21 protein-coding genes are annotated in these 16,622 nt (G+C 59.5%); 11 read left to right on the forward strand and 10 right to left on the reverse strand.

From position 1 onward, the window contains the following. Nucleotides 1-3: 3 nt before the first annotated feature. From AAHA41_RS11435 to AAHA41_RS11450, 4 genes are all read left to right on the forward strand, one after another. Nucleotides 4-1,143, forward strand: coding sequence for an amidohydrolase/deacetylase family metallohydrolase (locus tag AAHA41_RS11435; RefSeq protein ID WP_323068651.1), 1,140 nt, complete (start codon nucleotides 4-6; stop codon nucleotides 1,141-1,143). Continuing rightward, on the forward strand, nucleotides 1,127-2,242 hold the full coding sequence (locus AAHA41_RS11440; protein ID WP_323068652.1) for a DgaE family pyridoxal phosphate-dependent ammonia lyase: 1,116 nt from the start codon (nucleotides 1,127-1,129) through the stop codon (nucleotides 2,240-2,242). Before AAHA41_RS11435 ends, AAHA41_RS11440 begins: the two co-directional genes overlap by 17 nt. Continuing rightward, entirely contained in the window at nucleotides 2,242-2,982 is a 741-nt protein-coding gene (locus AAHA41_RS11445) for a KDGP aldolase family protein (protein WP_323068653.1), read from the forward strand. Before AAHA41_RS11440 ends, AAHA41_RS11445 begins: the two co-directional genes overlap by 1 nt. Nucleotides 2,983-3,089: 107 nt before the next feature. Further along, the gene (locus tag AAHA41_RS11450) at nucleotides 3,090-4,994 is read left to right on the forward strand and encodes a PRD domain-containing protein (RefSeq protein WP_323068654.1); all 1,905 of its coding nucleotides are present in this window, start codon (nucleotides 3,090-3,092) and stop codon (nucleotides 4,992-4,994) included. Nucleotides 4,995-5,003: 9 nt separating this feature from the next. Here the strand turns inward: AAHA41_RS11450 and npr are convergent, their stop codons facing one another. The 10 genes from npr to AAHA41_RS11500 form a co-directional block, all read right to left on the reverse strand. Further along, nucleotides 5,004-5,276 (reverse strand): PTS phosphocarrier protein NPr, encoded by a 273-nt coding sequence (npr, locus tag AAHA41_RS11455; RefSeq protein WP_033115454.1) that lies wholly within the window; start codon nucleotides 5,274-5,276, stop codon nucleotides 5,004-5,006. A gap of 20 nt (nucleotides 5,277-5,296) precedes the next feature. Then, entirely contained in the window at nucleotides 5,297-6,163 is an 867-nt protein-coding gene (rapZ, locus tag AAHA41_RS11460; protein WP_321149549.1) for an RNase adapter RapZ, read from the reverse strand. Between the two features lie 45 nt (nucleotides 6,164-6,208). Further along, entirely contained in the window at nucleotides 6,209-6,655 is a 447-nt protein-coding gene (gene ptsN / locus AAHA41_RS11465; protein WP_042030121.1) for a PTS IIA-like nitrogen regulatory protein PtsN, read from the reverse strand. 2 nt (nucleotides 6,656-6,657) lie between these two features. Then, nucleotides 6,658-6,945: a ribosome hibernation promoting factor gene (gene hpf / locus AAHA41_RS11470; protein WP_005336323.1), complete on the reverse strand. Its 288-nt coding sequence runs from the start codon at nucleotides 6,943-6,945 to the stop codon at nucleotides 6,658-6,660. Nucleotides 6,946-6,966: 21 nt separating this feature from the next. Then, nucleotides 6,967-8,406 carry an RNA polymerase factor sigma-54 gene (locus tag AAHA41_RS11475; RefSeq protein WP_108570885.1) on the reverse strand — a complete coding sequence of 480 codons (1,440 nt, stop codon included), beginning with the start codon at nucleotides 8,404-8,406 and terminating at the stop codon, nucleotides 6,967-6,969. 63 nt (nucleotides 8,407-8,469) lie between these two features. Beyond that, nucleotides 8,470-9,195: an LPS export ABC transporter ATP-binding protein gene (lptB, locus tag AAHA41_RS11480; RefSeq protein ID WP_033115458.1), complete on the reverse strand. Its 726-nt coding sequence runs from the start codon at nucleotides 9,193-9,195 to the stop codon at nucleotides 8,470-8,472. Nucleotides 9,196-9,198: 3 nt separating this feature from the next. After that, on the reverse strand, nucleotides 9,199-9,726 hold the full coding sequence (lptA, locus tag AAHA41_RS11485) for a lipopolysaccharide transport periplasmic protein LptA (RefSeq protein WP_041210123.1): 528 nt from the start codon (nucleotides 9,724-9,726) through the stop codon (nucleotides 9,199-9,201). Next, nucleotides 9,713-10,273: an LPS export ABC transporter periplasmic protein LptC gene (gene lptC / locus AAHA41_RS11490; protein WP_043850961.1), complete on the reverse strand. Its 561-nt coding sequence runs from the start codon at nucleotides 10,271-10,273 to the stop codon at nucleotides 9,713-9,715. The genes lptA and lptC overlap by 14 nt, the downstream gene beginning before the upstream one ends. Further along, nucleotides 10,270-10,824 carry a 3-deoxy-manno-octulosonate-8-phosphatase KdsC gene (kdsC, locus tag AAHA41_RS11495; protein ID WP_323068655.1) on the reverse strand — a complete coding sequence of 185 codons (555 nt, stop codon included), beginning with the start codon at nucleotides 10,822-10,824 and terminating at the stop codon, nucleotides 10,270-10,272. The genes lptC and kdsC overlap by 4 nt, the downstream gene beginning before the upstream one ends. Next, nucleotides 10,824-11,819 carry a KpsF/GutQ family sugar-phosphate isomerase gene (locus AAHA41_RS11500; protein WP_323068656.1) on the reverse strand — a complete coding sequence of 332 codons (996 nt, stop codon included), beginning with the start codon at nucleotides 11,817-11,819 and terminating at the stop codon, nucleotides 10,824-10,826. The genes kdsC and AAHA41_RS11500 overlap by 1 nt, the downstream gene beginning before the upstream one ends. A 207-nt stretch (nucleotides 11,820-12,026) precedes the next feature. Between AAHA41_RS11500 and mlaF the strand changes: the two genes are divergently transcribed. Genes mlaF through murA form a run of 7 tightly spaced genes read left to right on the forward strand, consistent with a single transcriptional unit; the run spans nucleotide 12,027 to nucleotide 16,551 of the window. Further along, complete coding sequence (gene mlaF / locus AAHA41_RS11505) at nucleotides 12,027-12,827, forward strand: phospholipid ABC transporter ATP-binding protein MlaF (protein WP_216995031.1); 801 nt, start codon at nucleotides 12,027-12,029, stop codon at nucleotides 12,825-12,827. Then, a complete protein-coding gene (gene mlaE / locus AAHA41_RS11510) occupies nucleotides 12,827-13,606 on the forward strand; it encodes a lipid asymmetry maintenance ABC transporter permease subunit MlaE (protein WP_033115464.1) in 780 nt (259 codons plus the stop codon). Before mlaF ends, mlaE begins: the two co-directional genes overlap by 1 nt. 7 nt (nucleotides 13,607-13,613) lie before the next feature. Next, nucleotides 13,614-14,114: an outer membrane lipid asymmetry maintenance protein MlaD gene (gene mlaD / locus AAHA41_RS11515; protein WP_033115465.1), complete on the forward strand. Its 501-nt coding sequence runs from the start codon at nucleotides 13,614-13,616 to the stop codon at nucleotides 14,112-14,114. 2 nt (nucleotides 14,115-14,116) lie between these two features. Then, nucleotides 14,117-14,749, forward strand: coding sequence for a phospholipid-binding protein MlaC (gene mlaC, locus AAHA41_RS11520; protein WP_041210118.1), 633 nt, complete (start codon nucleotides 14,117-14,119; stop codon nucleotides 14,747-14,749). After that, on the forward strand, nucleotides 14,746-15,018 hold the full coding sequence (locus tag AAHA41_RS11525; RefSeq protein WP_071913318.1) for an STAS domain-containing protein: 273 nt from the start codon (nucleotides 14,746-14,748) through the stop codon (nucleotides 15,016-15,018). Before mlaC ends, AAHA41_RS11525 begins: the two co-directional genes overlap by 4 nt. Then, nucleotides 15,018-15,275 carry a BolA family iron metabolism protein IbaG gene (ibaG, locus tag AAHA41_RS11530; protein WP_033115468.1) on the forward strand — a complete coding sequence of 86 codons (258 nt, stop codon included), beginning with the start codon at nucleotides 15,018-15,020 and terminating at the stop codon, nucleotides 15,273-15,275. Before AAHA41_RS11525 ends, ibaG begins: the two co-directional genes overlap by 1 nt. Nucleotides 15,276-15,294: 19 nt before the next feature. After that, complete coding sequence (gene murA, locus AAHA41_RS11535; protein ID WP_201968061.1) at nucleotides 15,295-16,551, forward strand: UDP-N-acetylglucosamine 1-carboxyvinyltransferase; 1,257 nt, start codon at nucleotides 15,295-15,297, stop codon at nucleotides 16,549-16,551. Nucleotides 16,552-16,622 lie beyond the last annotated feature (71 nt).

Below are 16,622 nucleotides of genomic sequence, written 5' to 3' on the forward strand. Positions count from 1 at the left end.
AGCATGTACGACATCATCATCAAAGCGGGGCGGATGGGAGATGACCAGCTCGTCGATATCGCCATCAGAGAGGGCAAAATCGCCGCCATCGGCTCCCTGCCGGGGACGGCAACGGCGCGGCAGACACTGGATCTCGCCGGCCGGGTGCATGTGAGCGCCGGCTGGATCGACGGCCACACCCACTGCTACCCAGCCTCCCCCATCTATCATGATGAGCCGGATAAGGTGGGCGTAGAATCCGGCGTCACCACCGTCATCGACGCCGGCAGCACCGGGGCCGACGACGTGGATGAATTCCAGTGTCTCGCTGCCAGCAGCAAGACCCGGGTGCATGCCCTGCTCAACATCTCCCGCATCGGCCTGCTGCGCCAGAACGAGCTGGCCGACAGCCGGGACCTCGATATGGATCTCGCCTCGGCGGCCATTCGTCGCCACCCCGATTTTATTGTCGGCATCAAGGCGCGGATGAGCGGCAGCGTGGTCGGTGAAAACGGCCTGCAACCGCTGCGCATGGCCAAAGTGCTGCAACAGGCCCACGACCAGCTACCGCTGATGGTGCACGTGGGCAACACGCCGCCGGATCTGGACGAGATAGTTGCCTTGCTGGGGGATGGCGATCTGCTGACCCACTGCTTCAACGGCAAGCCCAACCGCATCCTGACCCCGGCTGGCGAGCTGCGTCAGGCGGTGCGCGAAGCAATGCAGCGGGGCCTCTTGCTCGACATTGGCCACGGCGGCGCCAGCTTCAGCTTCGAGGTGGCGGAGCTGGCTATCCGGCAGGGGATCCTGCCCCGCACCATCAGCTCAGACATCTACTGCAAGAACCGCATCAAGGGGCCGGTCTACAGTCTGGCCCACGTGATGTCGAAGTTTCTCGCCATCGGTATGACGCTGGAGCAAGTGCTCGCCTGCGTCACCCATCAGGCCGCCGATGCCCTGCGCCTTTCCGGCAAGGGTCGGCTTGAGGTGGGCGCCGATGCCGATCTGACCCTGTTCGAGGTCGCCAGCGGCCCGACCCTGTTTATGGATACCGAAGCCCAGTCTCGCAGCGGTAACCAACAACTGCAGCCTCTCGCCGTCCTGGTCGGTGGCGAACTGGTTCTGACTCACTATGGGAAATCACACCATGCCTTCTGTTTATGAGAAATATCAGCTCAAACCGGTGATCAACGCCTCCGGGCGCATGACCATTCTCGGCGTCTCCACCCCCGAGCAGGAGGTGGTCGATGCGGTCAACTTCGGCCTCGGCCACTACTTCGAGGTCAAGGATCTGGTCAACAAGACCGGCGCCTACCTGGCTGACCTGCTGGGAGTGGAAGATGCAGTGGTCATTTCGTGTGCCAGCGCCGGCATCGCCCAGTCAGTGGCCGCCGTGATAGTGCGCGGCGACCCCTACCGCCTTGAGCACCTGCATGCCCACCCCCATGACGTGCCAAGCGAAATCGTGCTGCCCAAGGGGCATAACGTCAACTTCGGCGCCCCGGTCGGTACCATGGTCAATCTGGGTGGCGGCAAAGTAGTGGAAGCCGGTTACGCCAACGAGTGCTCCCCTTCCCAGCTGGCCGCTGCCATCAATGCCAACACAGCAGCCATCCTCTACATCAAATCCCACCACTGCGTGCAGAAAAGCATTCTGTCGGTGGCCGAAGCCGCAGAGGTCGCCAGGGCCCACGGACTCCCGCTTATCGTTGATGCGGCCGCCGAGGAGGATCTGCGCCTCTACTACAGCCAGGGAGCGGATCTGGTCATCTACAGCGGCGCCAAGGCCATTGAAGGGCCGACCAGCGGGCTGGTAGTTGGCAAGCGTCAGTACGTGGAGTGGGTCAAGCAGCAAGCCAACGGCATCGGCCGCGCCATGAAGGTGGGCAAGGAGGGGATCCTCGGCCTGACCCACGCCATCGAACGCTATCTGGCCAAAGAGAAAGAGAGTGGCGCCGCCATGGTCGCCAAGATGACCCCCTTCATCGAGCGCCTCAACCAGTTGCCCGGCGTCAGCGCCAAGGTGGTGTGGGACAGCGCTGGGCGCGACATCGCCCGCACCGACATCGCCTTCGACCACCAGCAGATCGGCATGACCACAGTGCAGGTCGTCACCCGTCTGCAGCAGGGCACGCCGGCCATCTACTGTCGTGGCTACAAGGCCAACGAGGGGCACATCGAGATCGATGTGCGCAGCGTCACCGTGCCCCAGCTCGACCAAATCCACTCCGCCATTGCCAACCTCGTTCAGGAGAATCGCTGATGTCCCTTACCCCCAACTACTACCGAGATCGGGTCTGTCTCAACGTGCTGGCAGGTTCCAAGGAGAATGCCGTCGAGGTATACGACGCAGCCGAAGGCCACGTGCTGGTCGGTGTGCTCTCCAAAAACTACCCGGATATCCCCTCCGCGGTAGCCGACATGCGGGCTTACGCCAAGCTCATCGATAACGCCCTCTCCATCGGACTGGGGGCCGGTGATCCGCGCCAGTCCGCCATGGTGGCCGAGCTGGCCTGCCAGCTGCAGCCGCAGCACGTCAACCAAGTGTTCACTGGCGTTGGCGCCAGCCGGGCGCTGCTCGGCCAGTCGGAAACGCTGGTCAACGGCCTGATCTCCCCCACCGGCACGCCGGGGATGGTGAAGATCTCCACCGGCCCACTGAGTAGCCAGCAGCCCGACGGCATCGTCCCCATCGACACCGCCATCGCCCTGCTCAAGGATATGGGCGGCAGCTCGGTCAAGTTCTTCCCCATGGGCGGGCTGGCCTGCCGCGACGAGTATCAGGCGGTGGCCGAGGCCTGTGCCCGCCACGGCTTCTGGCTGGAGCCCACCGGCGGCATCGATCTGGACAACTTTGAAGAGATTGTGCGAATCGCGCTGGATGCCGGGGTCGAGAAGGTGATCCCCCACGTCTACAGTTCCATCATCGACAGCGCGAGCGGTCAGACCCGTCCTGATGATGTACGGACTCTGCTGGCCACGGTGAAACGACTGTTGGCGTGATGGCAGTCACGGGCACCGGTTTAATCGCTGACCGGTGCCTGGCCTGCTGGTGACATGCTTGTTAACATCAGTCCTTTTATCGTGCAACAGGAGACGCTCATCCCCACATGATCAAGCTGCCCCACCCGAGACTGCACCAGCTGCTGACCCAACTTCATGCCGAACCCCTGCCGCAGGAAGAGCTGGCACGCCGCCTCAATGTCTCCACCCGCACCGTACGCACCGATGTGGCGACCCTCAACGAACTGATTGCCACTCACGGTGCCCACCTGATCCACCAGCGTGGCAGCGGCTACCAGCTGAAGATCTACAATCAGACGCTGTTTGAGGCATTGCTGGCAGCGCAGGGACAGGAGAGTACCTTGCCGCGAACCAGTCGCGAGCGGGTGCTGCATCTGCAGATCCTGCTACTGACGGCAGAGCAGGGGATCAAGCTCGATGAGCTGGCCGATACCTGGTATCTGAGCCGGACGGCGCTGCAGGGGGATATGGCGGAAGTGCGGGAACAGCTGGCTCACTTTGGCCTCACGGTCGAGAGCAAACCAAGGGTGGGCATGCGGGTACAGGGGAGCGAGACGGCCATCCGCGCCTGTCTGACCCAGCTGCTCTGTCAGGAACTGCTCAACAACCATCCCCTGCAGAGCCTGCTGCCCAACCTCTGCCCCAGCAAAACTCTGGAGGTAGTGGGCAATCACATTCACGACCAGTTGAGCCGTCACCAGCTGCGTCTGGCCGACGAGAGCTTGCAGCAGCTTGCCATCTACTGTGCCGTCGCCCTGCTGCGCCAGGCCGCTGGCCACGAGCTGCGCCAATTCGCCAGCGAGGATCTCACAGCCCCCCTGCTGGCAGTCGCCCGTGACATCTATGGCGAACTGCCGACCCTCACCCCGCCGGGAGAAGAGGAGATAGCCTGCCTCGCTATCCAGATCCAGGCGCGCCTGATTGCCGAAACGCCTCAGCTTAGCCCGGCCATGGCGGCCCAGAGCGAACAGCTGGTGGAACATCTGCTCACGTACATCCACCAGCACTACCCCTATGATCTGCGGGGTGACCAGCAGCTGCGAGCCGATCTGCAGACCCACATCAGCGCCATGCTGCTGCGGGTCAAGTACCAGATCGGCAGCCACAATCCGCTGGCAGACCACATCAAGCAGTACTACCCCCTCGCCTACGACATCACGCTGGCAGCCATCTCGGAGTGGATCAGGCAGACCCCTTACCGGCTGACTCACCACGAGATCGGCTATCTGGTGATCCATATCGGGGTCGGGCTGGAGCGCCACTACGATATCGGCTATACCCGCCGCCCGCAGGCACTGCTGCTGTGCGATGCGGGCAACGCCACCTTCCGCGTGCTGGAAGCGCGCATCAAGCGAGAGTATCCCCAGTTGCAGCTGACCACACTTGAATCGGTACGGGATTACGAAGGGCTGGCACAGATCAAACAGGATTTTGTCATCAGTACCGTCAAGGTGAGCGAAAAGGATGTGCCAGTGGTACAGGTCGACCCCTTCCCGACCCAGTACCAGCTGGAGCAGCTCGGCAAGCTGGTACTGGTCGATCGCACCCGCCCCTATATGCTCGACAAGTACTTCGATGCCGACCATTTCATGGTGGTCAACGAGCCGATTACCCAGGCGGAATTATTTGATCGCATTTGCAGCCAGCTGGAGGCTGAGGATCTGGTGGAGAGCGGCTTCAGGGCATCCCTGCAGGAGCGGGAGCGAATAGTCTCCACCATGCTGGGCGAGGGTATCGCCCTGCCCCACTCCCTCGGCCTGCTGGCACGCCGGACGCTGGCCTATACCGTGTTGGCCCCGCAGGGGATCGACTGGGGCAATGGCGAAAACGCCACCCTCATCTTCGTGCTGGCCATCAGCAAGGCAGATTATGAGGAGGCGATGGGGCTCTACGATCTTTTTCTGGCGCTGATGAACGAAAAAGCCAGCAGGAGTCTGCTGGCTTGTCGTGATTTTGCCGATTTCAAGGCGCTGGCAAGAGTAGCGCCCTGAGCGTCGCCACTACTCCTCGTTGAAACCCGAGGTGAACAGCTCAACGACGGCGGCAAGGGCCTCAACCTCTTCGGGGCCCTCAACCTGCACTTCCACCTGCTTGCCCTGAGCTGAGTCCAGCATCAGCAGGCCAATCACGCTGTCGGCATCGGCCTCGACCCCATCTTCATTACGCAGCAATACATGGGCATCGAATCCCTGTACCAGCTCGAACAGCATCATGGCCGGTCTGGCGTGAATGCCCAGCTTGTTTTTCACTTCAACCGAAGCAGAGACTGTCATTTGGCCGTCCTATTGCGTCATCAGGAGTGGGATGGGTTCTTGTCGAGGGTCCGGTGGCGGAGCTGCACGTTCTTGCCCAGCGCTCTGAAGGCCGCAGCTAGCCGCTCCGCGATAAAGACCGAACGGTGCTGACCGCCGGTGCAACCGATGCCGACCGTCACATAGCTGCGATTGTTGCGCTCAAGATGGGGCAACCAGGTCGCCAGCATGTTTTCGATCTGCTGGGTAAACAGCATCACATCCGCTTGCGCCGCGAGGTAGTCGGCGACCGGTTCATCCTTGCCGGTAAAAGGCTTGAGTTCCGGGATCCAGTGCGGGTTGGGCAGGAAGCGGGCATCGAACACGAAGTCGGCATCCTTGGGTATGCCGTACTTGAAGCCGAAAGATTCGAACACCAGCACCAGCTCGTTCTCTTTCTTGCCGAGCACCCGGGTCTTGATGAGCTCGCTCAGGTCGTGAATGCTGAGGTTGGTGGTATCGATGCGCAGGTCGGCAGTAGAGGAGAGCGGCGCCAGCAGGTGGGTCTCCTGACGGATCGCCTCATCCAGCGACAACTTGTTGCGCGACAGGGGGTGCAGACGACGGCTCTCGCCATAGCGCTTGAGCAGGGTGCCGTTGTCGGCATCGAAGAAGAAGCTGGCAAATTCAACCCGCCCTTCGTTGCGAACCTGAGCCAGCAGGTTCTCCAGTTTTTCCGGGTCACCGGGCAGGTTGCGCACGTCGATGCTGACCGCCAGCTTGTCGTACTGGCTCTCGACCGAGACGATCAGCTGGGGCAGCAGGTTGACCGGCAGGTTATCTACACAGTAGTAACCCAAGTCCTCCAGCACACGCAGGGCTACCGTCTTGCCGGAGCCCGAACGTCCACTCACCACGATTAACTGCATCTTGTTCCCTCACGCCAAAACGGGTGTGTCATCAGGGCCTGCACATCAGGCCGAGGTCATGATCTGATAGAGCTCTTCGTCACTGGTAGCCTGACGCAACTGGCGGCAGACCGCCTTGTCGCCCAGCTTGGAAGCCATCAGGGAAAGGGTCTTGAGATGCTGTTTGCACTCGCTCTCCGGTACCAGCAAGGCAAACAGCAGGTCAACCGGTTGATTGTCGATGGAGTCGAAAGGGATGGGTTCGGCAAAGGTCATCAGGATCGCGGTTGGCGGGAACTCATCGTCAATTCGACCGTGGGGGATCGCAATACCGGCACCGATCCCGGTACTACCCATTTTCTCGCGGGCCAGCAAGCATTCAAACAGCGCCTGGCGGGAGGTGCCGAGACGTTCGGCTGCCAGCTCGCTGATGATTTCAAGGGCGCGTTTCTTGCTGGTACATGGGACTGCACTCTTGGTGCAGTCCCGACTCAGTATGTGTTCAAGTTGCATAGTTATTTTTTATTTAACTTATCTTTGTGCTTGATGATCTGCCTGTCCAGCTTGTCGAGCAAGGTATCAATCGCGGCATACATATCGGCATGCTCGGAGTTGGCAAACACCTCGCCACCGCTGACGTGCAGTTTGGCTTCGGCAATCTGGTTCAGTTTCTCTACGCTAAGCACCACATGCACGTTGTTGATGTGGTCAAAATGACGCTCGAGTTTGGCAAATTTGTTATTCACATAATCACGCAGAGCTTCGGTGATCTCGACATGGTGTCCGGTCAGGTTAATTTGCATAACATCATCCTTTTGTTTTGCCTAAACCAGGCGTTTGCGCTGATTGGAAGGTGGGATAAACAAGGATTCGCGATACTTAGCGATCGTGCGTCTAGCCACCATAATACCCTGTTCGGCCAGCAAATCCGCGATCTTGCTATCACTTAACGGCTTGGCAGGATTCTCTGCCGTCACCAGCTTCTTGATGAGCGCGCGAATTGCGGTCGATGAGCACTCTCCTCCTCCTTCGGTGTTCACATGGCTGGAGAAAAAAAACTTCAATTCGAAGATACCACGGGGGGTATGCATGTATTTCTGGGTGGTCACCCGGGAGATGGTCGACTCATGCATCTCCACCGCTTCGGCGATGTCGTTGAGCACCATCGGCTTCATCGCCTCTTCACCATACTCGAAAAAGCCCTGCTGCTGCTCGACAATACAGCTGGCTACTTTCAGCAGGGTATCGTTGCGGCTCTCAAGGCTCTTGATGAACCACTTGGCCTCCTGCAGGTGGGAGCGGATGAATTGGGTATCCGTGCTGCTGCGGGCGTTGCGGGCCATGGCGGCATAGGTCTCGTTGACCCGAATGCGCGGGGCTGAATCGGGGTTGAGCTCCACCACCCAGCGGTTCTGGCGCTTTACCACCGAAACATCGGGGATCACATACTGGGAGTCACTCTGGATAATGCCGTTACCGGGGCGAGGCTCCAGCAGCTGGATCAGATCCAGCACCTCCTTGAGGTCGCTCTCCTTGAGGCGGGTTTTGCGGGCCAGAGTGCGATAATCGCGGTTGCCGAGCAGATCCATGTGCTCGAGGATCACCTCTTTGGCTTCGTTGAGCCAAGGCGTTTCGGGGGCATACTGCTCCAGCTGGATAAGCAGACACTCCTGCACCGAGCGGGCGGCGATACCGACCGGGTCAAAATGCTGAACCCGTTTGAGAACAGCCTCCACCTCGTCGAGCTCGACCTCTACCTCATCACTGCTGACGGCAGCCTGGATATCCTCCAGTGCAACGGTCAGATAACCGGACTCGTCGATGGCATCGATGATAGCGAGCGCGATGGCAGCATCGACATCGCTAAACGGGGTGAGCCGCATCTGCCACAGCAGATAGTCCTGCAGGTTTTCGGTGGTCTCTCCCTGATAGACGCTGTCTTCACCGTCGTGGATCGGGCCTGCGCTCTGGGCGGTGCCAGCGGAGTAAACCTCATCCCAAGTGGTATCAACCGGCAACTCGTCCGGCATCTGTTCCTGAGCCATGGCATCGCTGGAGTCGAGCTGGCTGGCATCGACAGCCTCTTGCGGGGCAGTCTCCTGCACTTCGCTCTCTTCCTGCTCCAGCAGAGGGTTGCTTTCGAGCGCTTGCTGAATTTCCTGCTGGAGTTCCAGAGAGGAGAGCTGGAGCAGACGAATCGCTTGTTGTAATTGCGGCGTCATGGTCAGGGACTGACCGAGACGCAACTGTAATGTCGGCTTCATCTACGTCGGGATATCCTTATGTTCAGCGAGGCACTGTCACAGAGAATGAAGGCTGCCCCCTTACTATAGACTGAATTGATCGCCCAAATAGACGCGCTTGACCTGTTCATCGGCGAGGATATCGGCCGGGGCACCCTCGGCAATCATCTGGCCGTGGCTGACGATATAAGCCTTCTCGCATACGTCCAGAGTCTCTCTGACGTTGTGGTCGGTAATCAAGACGCCAAGACCCCTATCTTTCAGGTGCTGGATGATCTTCTTGATGTCTATCACAGAAATCGGGTCAACCCCCGCGAAGGGTTCATCCAGCAGGATAAAGCGCGGTTCCGCTGCCAGCGCCCGGGCAATCTCGACCCGGCGCCGCTCACCACCGGAGAGGCTTTGCCCCAGGTTGTCGCGGATATGGGTGATGTTGAACTCTTCCAGCAGTTGCTGAACCTTGTCCTCCCGCTCTTCGCGACTCAACTCCTTGCGCGTCTGCATCACCCCCATCAGGTTTTCATACACAGTGAGGCGGCGGAAGATGGAAGCTTCCTGCGGCAAGTAACCGATGCCGTTGCGGGCACGCACATGCATGGGCTGCAGGCTGATGTCCTGATCGTCAATGGTGATGAGACCGGCATCGCGCTGTACCAGCCCGACGATCATGTAAAATGAGGTGGTTTTGCCGGCACCGTTGGGGCCAAGCAGGCCGACGATCTGACCGGTTCCAACCTCAAGGCTCACGTCGCTAACCACCATGCGACGCTTGTAACTCTTCTGCAGGCCGACTGCTTTCAATACTGCCATGGCTTATTTTCCCTGCTTCTTCTGGTCGGCGGGCTTGTCGAAATTCTCGACCTGATCGGGCAGGAACACCGTCTTGACCCGCTGGTTCGGGGTCTTGCTCTCGGCAATCATCTTCTGTTTGACGATGTCGTAACGGATCAGGTCGCCGTTGACCTGGCTATCTTCCTGCTTGAGCTGGCCGTTACCGGTGATAGTCACCAGACGCTTTTTCAGCTCGTAACGAATGCTGTCGCCATGAGCGTTGACCGGCTTGCCGTTATCCAGGATCTGGAAGAAGGTGGCTGGTTTACCGTAGGCAGTCATCACCTCGGCTCCTTTCTCACCGGAGCGGGTTACCACAACCTTGTCAGCCTTGATCCTGATGGTGCCCTGATTGATGGTCACATCCTGCTCGAAGGTGATGCGGTTGTCCTGCATCTCGGCCACTTGCTTGATGGCGTCGACATAGACCTTCTCGGTGAAGTCGGACTCCTTGGCGTTGACTGTGCCGCAGAGCATCAGAGCGGCGAGGGCCAGATTAGCGTTTTTCATTGAAATAGATGGCATGACCTTGATCCAGTAGCTCAAAATATTTGCGGTCCAGATGGCCCTTGAGGCCAACCCCTTCGGTCTGGAAATCCTGACCCAAAATGTTCACTTGCCGATTGCTGCGTACGTCCTGTGTCACCAGATCCAGCTCCATATAGGGCGTATCGAGCTTGGAGATAAAGGAGTCCGGCAACAACCCGTCCAGATGCACCTTGTCCCGCAGGATCACATTGTCATCGGTATTGAGTACGCCGGTCTCGGCCGTAACCTTCCACTCAGCCTGTCCCTGCTCGTCAAACATGTAGACCACCGGTTTTTCGAAGGTCGCCTGCTCGAGGATCTGGAAATACTCAGCATATTGGGATTCCAGCCGCTCGGTACGCTTGCCGTTGACATCGAACCGGGTGGTCACCAGATCTCTGGCGACAAAATCCGGCTGATAGTGCTCGGTTTTTACCTTGGCCTCGGGCACCAGCTCCACCTTGCCAAGCTGCCAGGCCACCAGAGCAACCAGAAACAGCAGGCCAAACAACAGGGTTTGTCTGCTCATGCCGATACCTCGGGCTGATAATCGTCATGGCCCTGTGCCAGCAGGATGAGATCGCACACTTCGCGCACAGCCCCCATCCCGCCGCCAAGTCGGGTCACCATATCGGCACGGCTCAGTACCAGCGGATGAGCATCGGCAACGGCAATGCCGAGGCCACAGGCCTCCATCACCGGCAGGTCGATGGTGTCATCCCCCATATAGGCGGCCTGTTCGGGAGTCAGTCCCAGCTTGGTCAGCAGCGCTTCAAAATGAGGCAGCTTCTTGTCAGCCCCCTGCACCACATGGGCCACACCCAGGCTCTTCATCCGATCGCTGACGATACGGGAGTTGCGCCCGGTAATGATGGCGATCTCGATCCCGGCATTGAGCAGTGCCCGCATGCCGGCGCCGTCGCGGGTACAGAAGGTTTTCAGCTCTTCGCCGTTGTTTCCCATGTAGATGAGGCCATTGGAGAGAACCCCATCCACATCGCACACCAGCAGGCGAATTTGCGCCGCCTTGTCGAACTGGCTGCGCGTCACCGGACCATAGAGGGTCGGTACGTTTTGCATCAAATAACTCCGGCTTTCAGCAGGTCATGCATGTTGAAGGCACCCAGTGGGCGCTTGTCGCCATCCACAACCAGTAATCCGTTGATTTTTCTCGTTTCCATCAGTTTGACGGCTTCTGCCGCCATCATCTCCGGCCCTACGGTAACACAGTTGGCCGTCATGACGCGGCTGATGGGGGTGTGATGAATATCGACCTGCTGGTCGAGAATGCGGCGCAGGTCGCCATCAGTGAAGAGTCCCGCCAGCAGCCCGTGCTGGTCGACCACGGCGGTCATACCGAGCCCTTTGCGACTCACTTCCAGCAGCGCTTCGCTGATGGTGGCATCGATCCCCACCCGGGGCAACAGCTCGCCACTGTGCATCAGATCGCCCACTCGCAGCAGCAGACGCTTGCCAAGCGAACCACCCGGGTGAGAAAGAGCGAAATCATCGGCGGTAAAGCCGCGCGCTTCCAGCAGGGCGACCGCCAGCGCATCACCCATCACCAGTGTCGCCGTGGTGCTGGAGGTGGGTGCCAACCCGAGCGGACACGCCTCTTTCTCCACCTTTATGCACAGATGCACGTTGGCCTCTTTGGCCATGGTGGAGGCCGGATTGCCGGTCATGCAGATGAGCGGGATACCGCGACGCTTGAGCACCGGCAGCAGGGCCAGGATCTCGTCGCTCTCGCCGGAATTGGAGATGGCGATGATGAGATCCCCTGCCGAAATCATCCCCAGATCGCCGTGGCTGGCCTCACCCGGGTGCAGGAAAAAGGCCGGCGTACCAGTGCTGGCGAGGGTGGCGGCAATCTTGCTGCCGATGTGGCCCGACTTGCCCATCCCGGTGACCACTATCTTGCCACCACAACGGAGCACCATCTCGCACGCCTTGTCGAAGGCGTCGTTCAGATACTGATAGAGTCCATCAATCGCTTGCTTTTCTGTGTCCAGCACCGCACGGGCACTGCGACGGAAATCGAACAGTTCAGACACTTTCTCGGGGGTTGCAGACATAAAGAGACAGCTCCGGGGCGAATTTAGCTGCGGGATTATAAAAAAGTCTGCTCTGATAAGCGAATCGGATGGCAAATCCCGTAACGTATGACGCAGTTTGTTACATAAAACTGTCGCGCAAACCGCGCTGAAGGCTGCTCAATAGTTGTTCCTTGCTGTTGCTTAGACCTAGACTAGCCCATAAAATTCGCACCTCATTTACACCGAATGGACAATTGTTTGAACAATGACCTGATCACCGTCTCCGATCTGACCTTCAGTCACGGAGACAGGCTGTTGTATGACGGGATCAACCTGACCATTCCCCGTGGCAAGGTCACCGCCGTCATGGGCCCGAGCGGCATCGGCAAAACGACCCTGCTGCGGCTGATCGGTGGCCAGCTCAAACCCGAGTCCGGTCATATCCTGTTTGACGGGGAAGATATCCCCGCCCTCTCCCGTTCGCGCCTCTACGAGGTGCGCAAGCGGATGAGCATGCTGTTCCAGAGCGGTGCCCTCTTTACCGGCATGACGGTCTACGACAACGTGGCCTTCCCGTTGCGGGAGCACTCAGGTCTGCCGGAAGAGCTGATCCACACCATTGTCATGATGAAGCTGCAGGCTGTAGGTCTGCGCGGCGCGGCAAAACTGATGCCCTCCGAGCTCTCCGGCGGCATGGCTCGCCGGGCAGCACTGGCTCGCGCCATCGCGCTGGATCCGGACCTCATCATGTATGACGAGCCGTTTGTCGGCCAGGATCCCATCACCATGGCGGTGCTGGTCAAGCTGATAAAGGATTTGAATGATGCCCTTGGTATCACCTCCGTCATCGTCACCCACGACGTGAAAGAGGTGCTCAGCATCGCCGATTACGCCTACATCATCGCCAACCGCAAGGTGGTAGCGCACGGTACGCCGGCACAGCTGCGCGAGGAGCACAACCCCGAAGTCGAGCAGTTCCTCAAAGGATTGCCCGATGGTCCTGTTCCGTTTCACTTTCCGGCAGGCGACCTGCTACAGGATCTCTGATGTTGATAAGTCAAATAAGCAAGCTGGGGCGGGTCGGCATTCGCGCCATCACCTCCCTAGGTCGGGCAGCCATCATGCTGTTCCATGCGCTGGCTGGCAAACCCGAGCCACGCAAGCACTTCCCGTTGCTGGTGCAGCAGCTCTATGTAGTCGGGGTGCAGTCCGTCGCCATCATTCTGGTGTCGGGGCTGTTCATCGGCATGGTGCTGTCGCTGCAGGGTTACAACGTACTGAAGGATTTTGGTGCCGAGCAGAGTCTGGGCCCGCTGGTCTCTCTCTCCCTGTTGCGGGAGCTGGGCCCCGTGGTAACCGCGCTGCTGTTTGCCGGTCGCGCCGGTTCGGCTCTCACTGCCGAGATCGGCCTGATGAAGGCGACCGAGCAGCTTTCGAGCCTCGAGATGATGGCAGTCGATCCGCTGCGCCGTGTGGTGGCGCCCCGCTTCTGGGCCGGGGTCATCAGCATGCCGCTACTGGCCTTCATGTTCAGCCTGATCGGTATCTTTGGCGGCAAGCTGGTCGGGGTTGACTGGCTTGGCGTCGACGAAGGGGGCTTCTGGTCTGCCATGCAGGCCTCGGTCGACTGGCATGAAGATATCATGCAGGGTGCCATCAAGAGCCTGATCTTCGCTCTGGTGGTCACCTGGATAGCCCTCTTCAACGGCTATGATGCCAAGCCGACCTCGGCCGGGATCAGTCAGGCCACGACTCGTACCGTGGTTCACTCGTCCCTCGCCGTACTCGGCCTGGATTTTATTCTCACTGCAGTCATGTTTGGATAAGGTAAAGATGAAGTTCAGCAAAGTAGAATTCCTGGTTGGCACCTTCATGCTGGCCGGCATCGGTGCCATTCTGGCGTTGGCACTGCAAGTGGCCGGTTTGAGCTTCAAACCGGAAGGAGAAACCTATACCCTACGCGCGCATTTCGATAATATCGGCGGCCTGAAAGTCCGTTCGCCGGTCAAGGTCGGCGGCGTGGTGGTTGGCCGGGTCAGCGACATCGTGCTCGACCCGAAAACCCAGGTTCCCGAGGTCACCCTGCAGATGGAAAAGAGTGCCGGCGAGTTCTCCGAGACCAGCACCCTCTCCATCCTCACTTCCGGTCTGCTCGGCGAGCAGTACATCGGTCTGGCCCCCGGCTTTACCGACGAGGAGATGGGGACCAGCATGCTCAAGGATGGCGACCTGATTGAAGACACCAAATCCGCCATCGTGCTGGAAGATCTGATTGGCAAGTTCCTCTATAGCAGCCAGTCCTCCGACAGCAAGTCAGACAGCAAGAAGGAGTAACCATGTTCAAGAAAATTGCCCTGCTGCTGGGTCTGATGACCAGCATGTTCTTTTCCCTGTCCGCTCAGGCGGTTGATGCCACCGATCCCTACGCGCTTGTGGATCAAGCAGCCAAACAGACCTTTGCCCGCCTGAAAGCCGATCAGGCTGAGGTCAAAAGCAATCCGGATCACCTGCGGGTGATCATCCGCGAAGAGCTGCTGCCCTATGTGGACAACCGCTTCGCTGCCTACAAGGTGCTGGGCAACCAGATCAAGGAGACCACTCCGGCCCAGCGTGACGCCTTCGTCGCCGCCTTTACCGAGTACATGGTGAGCTCCTATGCCGACGCGCTGGCCCACTTCGACAAGCAGACCGTCAAGGTCGAGCCGGGCAAGGCGCCGGGTGCCAGCAACATCACCGCAGTCAACGTCAGCGTGAAAGAGGCCGGCAAGCCGGACATCTTCCTCGAGTTCAAGCTGCGCAAGAACAACAAGACCGGCGAGTGGAAAGCCTTCGACATGGTGGCAGAGGGGATCAGCCTGCTCTCCGCCAAGCAGAGCGAGCTGGGCGGCCTCATCCGCCAGAATGGCATCGATGCCGTGATCAAGCAGCTCAACGAGCACAATGCCAAGCCGCTGGTACTCAAGAAATGATCCTGAGCGGTGATCTGCAAGCGCCACAGGTCAAGGACCTGTGGCAACGCCGCGACGAGTGGTGGCAGGATGACCGGCTCGAGCTGGGCGGGGTCACCACCCTCGACTCCGCCGGGCTGGCACTGCTGGTCAAATGGGCTAAAGCCGCTCTCGCACGAGGCGCCACACCGCAACTGGTGGGCGCCTCCAGTGATTTCTATACCCTGGCCAACCTCTACGGGGTGGCCGGTTTGTTTCAGTCAACTCCGCTCACAACTGAGGACGCATAATGCAAGTCTCTGAAATTGAAGCGATACTCCTCGAGGCTCTGCCATTGTCCGAAGTCCATGTCAAAGGGGACGGTAGTCACTATCAGGTGATCGCCGTTGGTGACATGTTTGACGGCATGAGCCGGGTCAAGAAACAGCAGGCCATCTATGCCCCGCTGATGGACAAGATCGCCAGCAACGCCATTCACGCCCTCTCCATCAAGGCGTTCACCGACGCCGAGTGGAAACGCGAACGTAAATTCCTAATGCCCTCCTGATTTGGTAACCAAGTAGAAAATGGACAAATTCAAAATCGATGGTCGTTGTACTCTCAACGGCGAAGTGACCATCTCCGGCGCCAAAAACGCCGCGCTGCCGATCCTGTTCGCAACCCTGCTCTGTGATGAAGAGGTTCACCTCTCCAACGTGCCGCGCCTGAAAGACGTGGGCACTACCATCAAGCTGCTGGAGATGCTGGGCGCCACCACCAAGGTCAACGGCAATGTAACCGTGCTGACCGGTGCCGTGAACAACCACGTTGCCCCCTACGAGCTGGTGAAGACCATGCGCGCCTCCATTCTGGCGCTGGGCCCGCTGGCCGCCCGTTTCGGTGCTGCCGACGTCTCCCTGCCCGGCGGCTGCGCCATCGGTGCCCGTCCGGTCAACCTGCACGTCCACGGTCTGGAACTGATGGGCGCCAAGATCACCATCGAGGATGGCTACATCAAGGCCCGCGTTGACGGTCGCCTGAAGGGTGCCCACATCCTGATGGATATGGTCTCCGTCACCGGTACCGAAAACCTGATGATGGCCGCCACCCTGGCTGAAGGCCGTACCGTGATCGAAAACGCCGCGCGCGAGCCGGAAGTGGTCGATCTGGCCCACTTCCTCAACGCGCTGGGCGCCAAGATCCAGGGCGCTGGCACCGACACCCTGATCATCGACGGCGTCGAGCATCTGCACGGCGGCAGCTATAGCGTCCAGCCTGACCGTATCGAAACCGGTACCTTCCTGGTTGGCGCAGCGGTTACCGGCGGCAAGATCACCTGCCGCAACACCGACCCGACCCTGCTGGAAGCGGTACTGGTCAAGCTGGAAGAGGCTGGCGCCCTGATTGAGAAGGGTGAAGACTGGATCACCCTCGACATGACTGGCCGCACGCTCAAGCCGGTCACCATCAAGACTGCCCCCTACCCTGCATTCCCGACCGACATGCAGGCCCAGTTCACCGTGCTGAACGCGGTGGCCCAAGGCACCGGCATGATCACCGAGACCATCTTCGAGAACCGCTTCATGCACGTTCCCGAGCTGGTTCGGATGGGCGCCGACATCGAGTTGCAGGGCAACGTGGCCATCTGCCGTGACACCGCTCAGCTCAAGGGTGCCCAGGTGATGGCGACCGATCTGCGCGCCTCTGCCAGCCTGGTTCTAGCCGGCTTCGTTGCTGAAGGCTCCACCATCGTCGACCGCATCTACCACATCGACCGTGGCTACGAGAACATCGAGCAGAAGCTGCAAGGTCTGGGTGGCCGCATCGAGCGCATCAAGGGCTGATTGCCGCCCCTGAGCTCTGGCTAACAAAAAGGCCCCTCGCACTGCGAGGGGCCTTTTGCATTCTTTCTGCT

Source organism: Aeromonas sp. SER, from assembly GCF_038739615.1.
Lineage (GTDB): Bacteria > Pseudomonadota > Gammaproteobacteria > Enterobacterales > Aeromonadaceae > Aeromonas > Aeromonas jandaei.

What these genes read in the sequence shown, in the direction of transcription:
- ibaG (WP_033115468.1), top strand. Translation starts at nt 15,018, where the DNA reads ATGCAAGTCTCTGAAATTGAAGCGATACTCCTCGAGGCTCTGCCATTG.
- mlaE (WP_033115464.1), top strand. Translation starts at nt 12,827, where the DNA reads ATGTTGATAAGTCAAATAAGCAAGCTGGGGCGGGTCGGCATTCGCGCC.
- lptC (WP_043850961.1), bottom strand. Translation starts at nt 10,273, where the DNA reads ATGAGCAGACAAACCCTGTTGTTTGGCCTGCTGTTTCTGGTTGCTCTG.
- npr (WP_033115454.1), bottom strand. Translation starts at nt 5,276, where the DNA reads ATGACAGTCTCTGCTTCGGTTGAAGTGAAAAACAAGCTGGGCATTCAC.
- rapZ (WP_321149549.1), bottom strand. Translation starts at nt 6,163, where the DNA reads ATGCAGTTAATCGTGGTGAGTGGACGTTCGGGCTCCGGCAAGACGGTA.
- lptB (WP_033115458.1), bottom strand. Translation starts at nt 9,195, where the DNA reads ATGGCAGTATTGAAAGCAGTCGGCCTGCAGAAGAGTTACAAGCGTCGC.
- murA (WP_201968061.1), top strand. Translation starts at nt 15,295, where the DNA reads ATGGACAAATTCAAAATCGATGGTCGTTGTACTCTCAACGGCGAAGTG.
- ptsN (WP_042030121.1), bottom strand. Translation starts at nt 6,655, where the DNA reads ATGCAACTTGAACACATACTGAGTCGGGACTGCACCAAGAGTGCAGTC.
- AAHA41_RS11435 (WP_323068651.1), top strand. Translation starts at nt 4, where the DNA reads ATGTACGACATCATCATCAAAGCGGGGCGGATGGGAGATGACCAGCTC.
- lptA (WP_041210123.1), bottom strand. Translation starts at nt 9,726, where the DNA reads ATGAAAAACGCTAATCTGGCCCTCGCCGCTCTGATGCTCTGCGGCACA.
- hpf (WP_005336323.1), bottom strand. Translation starts at nt 6,945, where the DNA reads ATGCAAATTAACCTGACCGGACACCATGTCGAGATCACCGAAGCTCTG.
- AAHA41_RS11445 (WP_323068653.1), top strand. Translation starts at nt 2,242, where the DNA reads ATGTCCCTTACCCCCAACTACTACCGAGATCGGGTCTGTCTCAACGTG.
- AAHA41_RS11450 (WP_323068654.1), top strand. Translation starts at nt 3,090, where the DNA reads ATGATCAAGCTGCCCCACCCGAGACTGCACCAGCTGCTGACCCAACTT.
- mlaC (WP_041210118.1), top strand. Translation starts at nt 14,117, where the DNA reads ATGTTCAAGAAAATTGCCCTGCTGCTGGGTCTGATGACCAGCATGTTC.
- mlaF (WP_216995031.1), top strand. Translation starts at nt 12,027, where the DNA reads ATGGACAATTGTTTGAACAATGACCTGATCACCGTCTCCGATCTGACC.
- AAHA41_RS11440 (WP_323068652.1), top strand. Translation starts at nt 1,127, where the DNA reads ATGCCTTCTGTTTATGAGAAATATCAGCTCAAACCGGTGATCAACGCC.
- AAHA41_RS11525 (WP_071913318.1), top strand. Translation starts at nt 14,746, where the DNA reads ATGATCCTGAGCGGTGATCTGCAAGCGCCACAGGTCAAGGACCTGTGG.
- AAHA41_RS11500 (WP_323068656.1), bottom strand. Translation starts at nt 11,819, where the DNA reads ATGTCTGCAACCCCCGAGAAAGTGTCTGAACTGTTCGATTTCCGTCGC.
- AAHA41_RS11475 (WP_108570885.1), bottom strand. Translation starts at nt 8,406, where the DNA reads ATGAAGCCGACATTACAGTTGCGTCTCGGTCAGTCCCTGACCATGACG.
- kdsC (WP_323068655.1), bottom strand. Translation starts at nt 10,824, where the DNA reads ATGCAAAACGTACCGACCCTCTATGGTCCGGTGACGCGCAGCCAGTTC.
- mlaD (WP_033115465.1), top strand. Translation starts at nt 13,614, where the DNA reads ATGAAGTTCAGCAAAGTAGAATTCCTGGTTGGCACCTTCATGCTGGCC.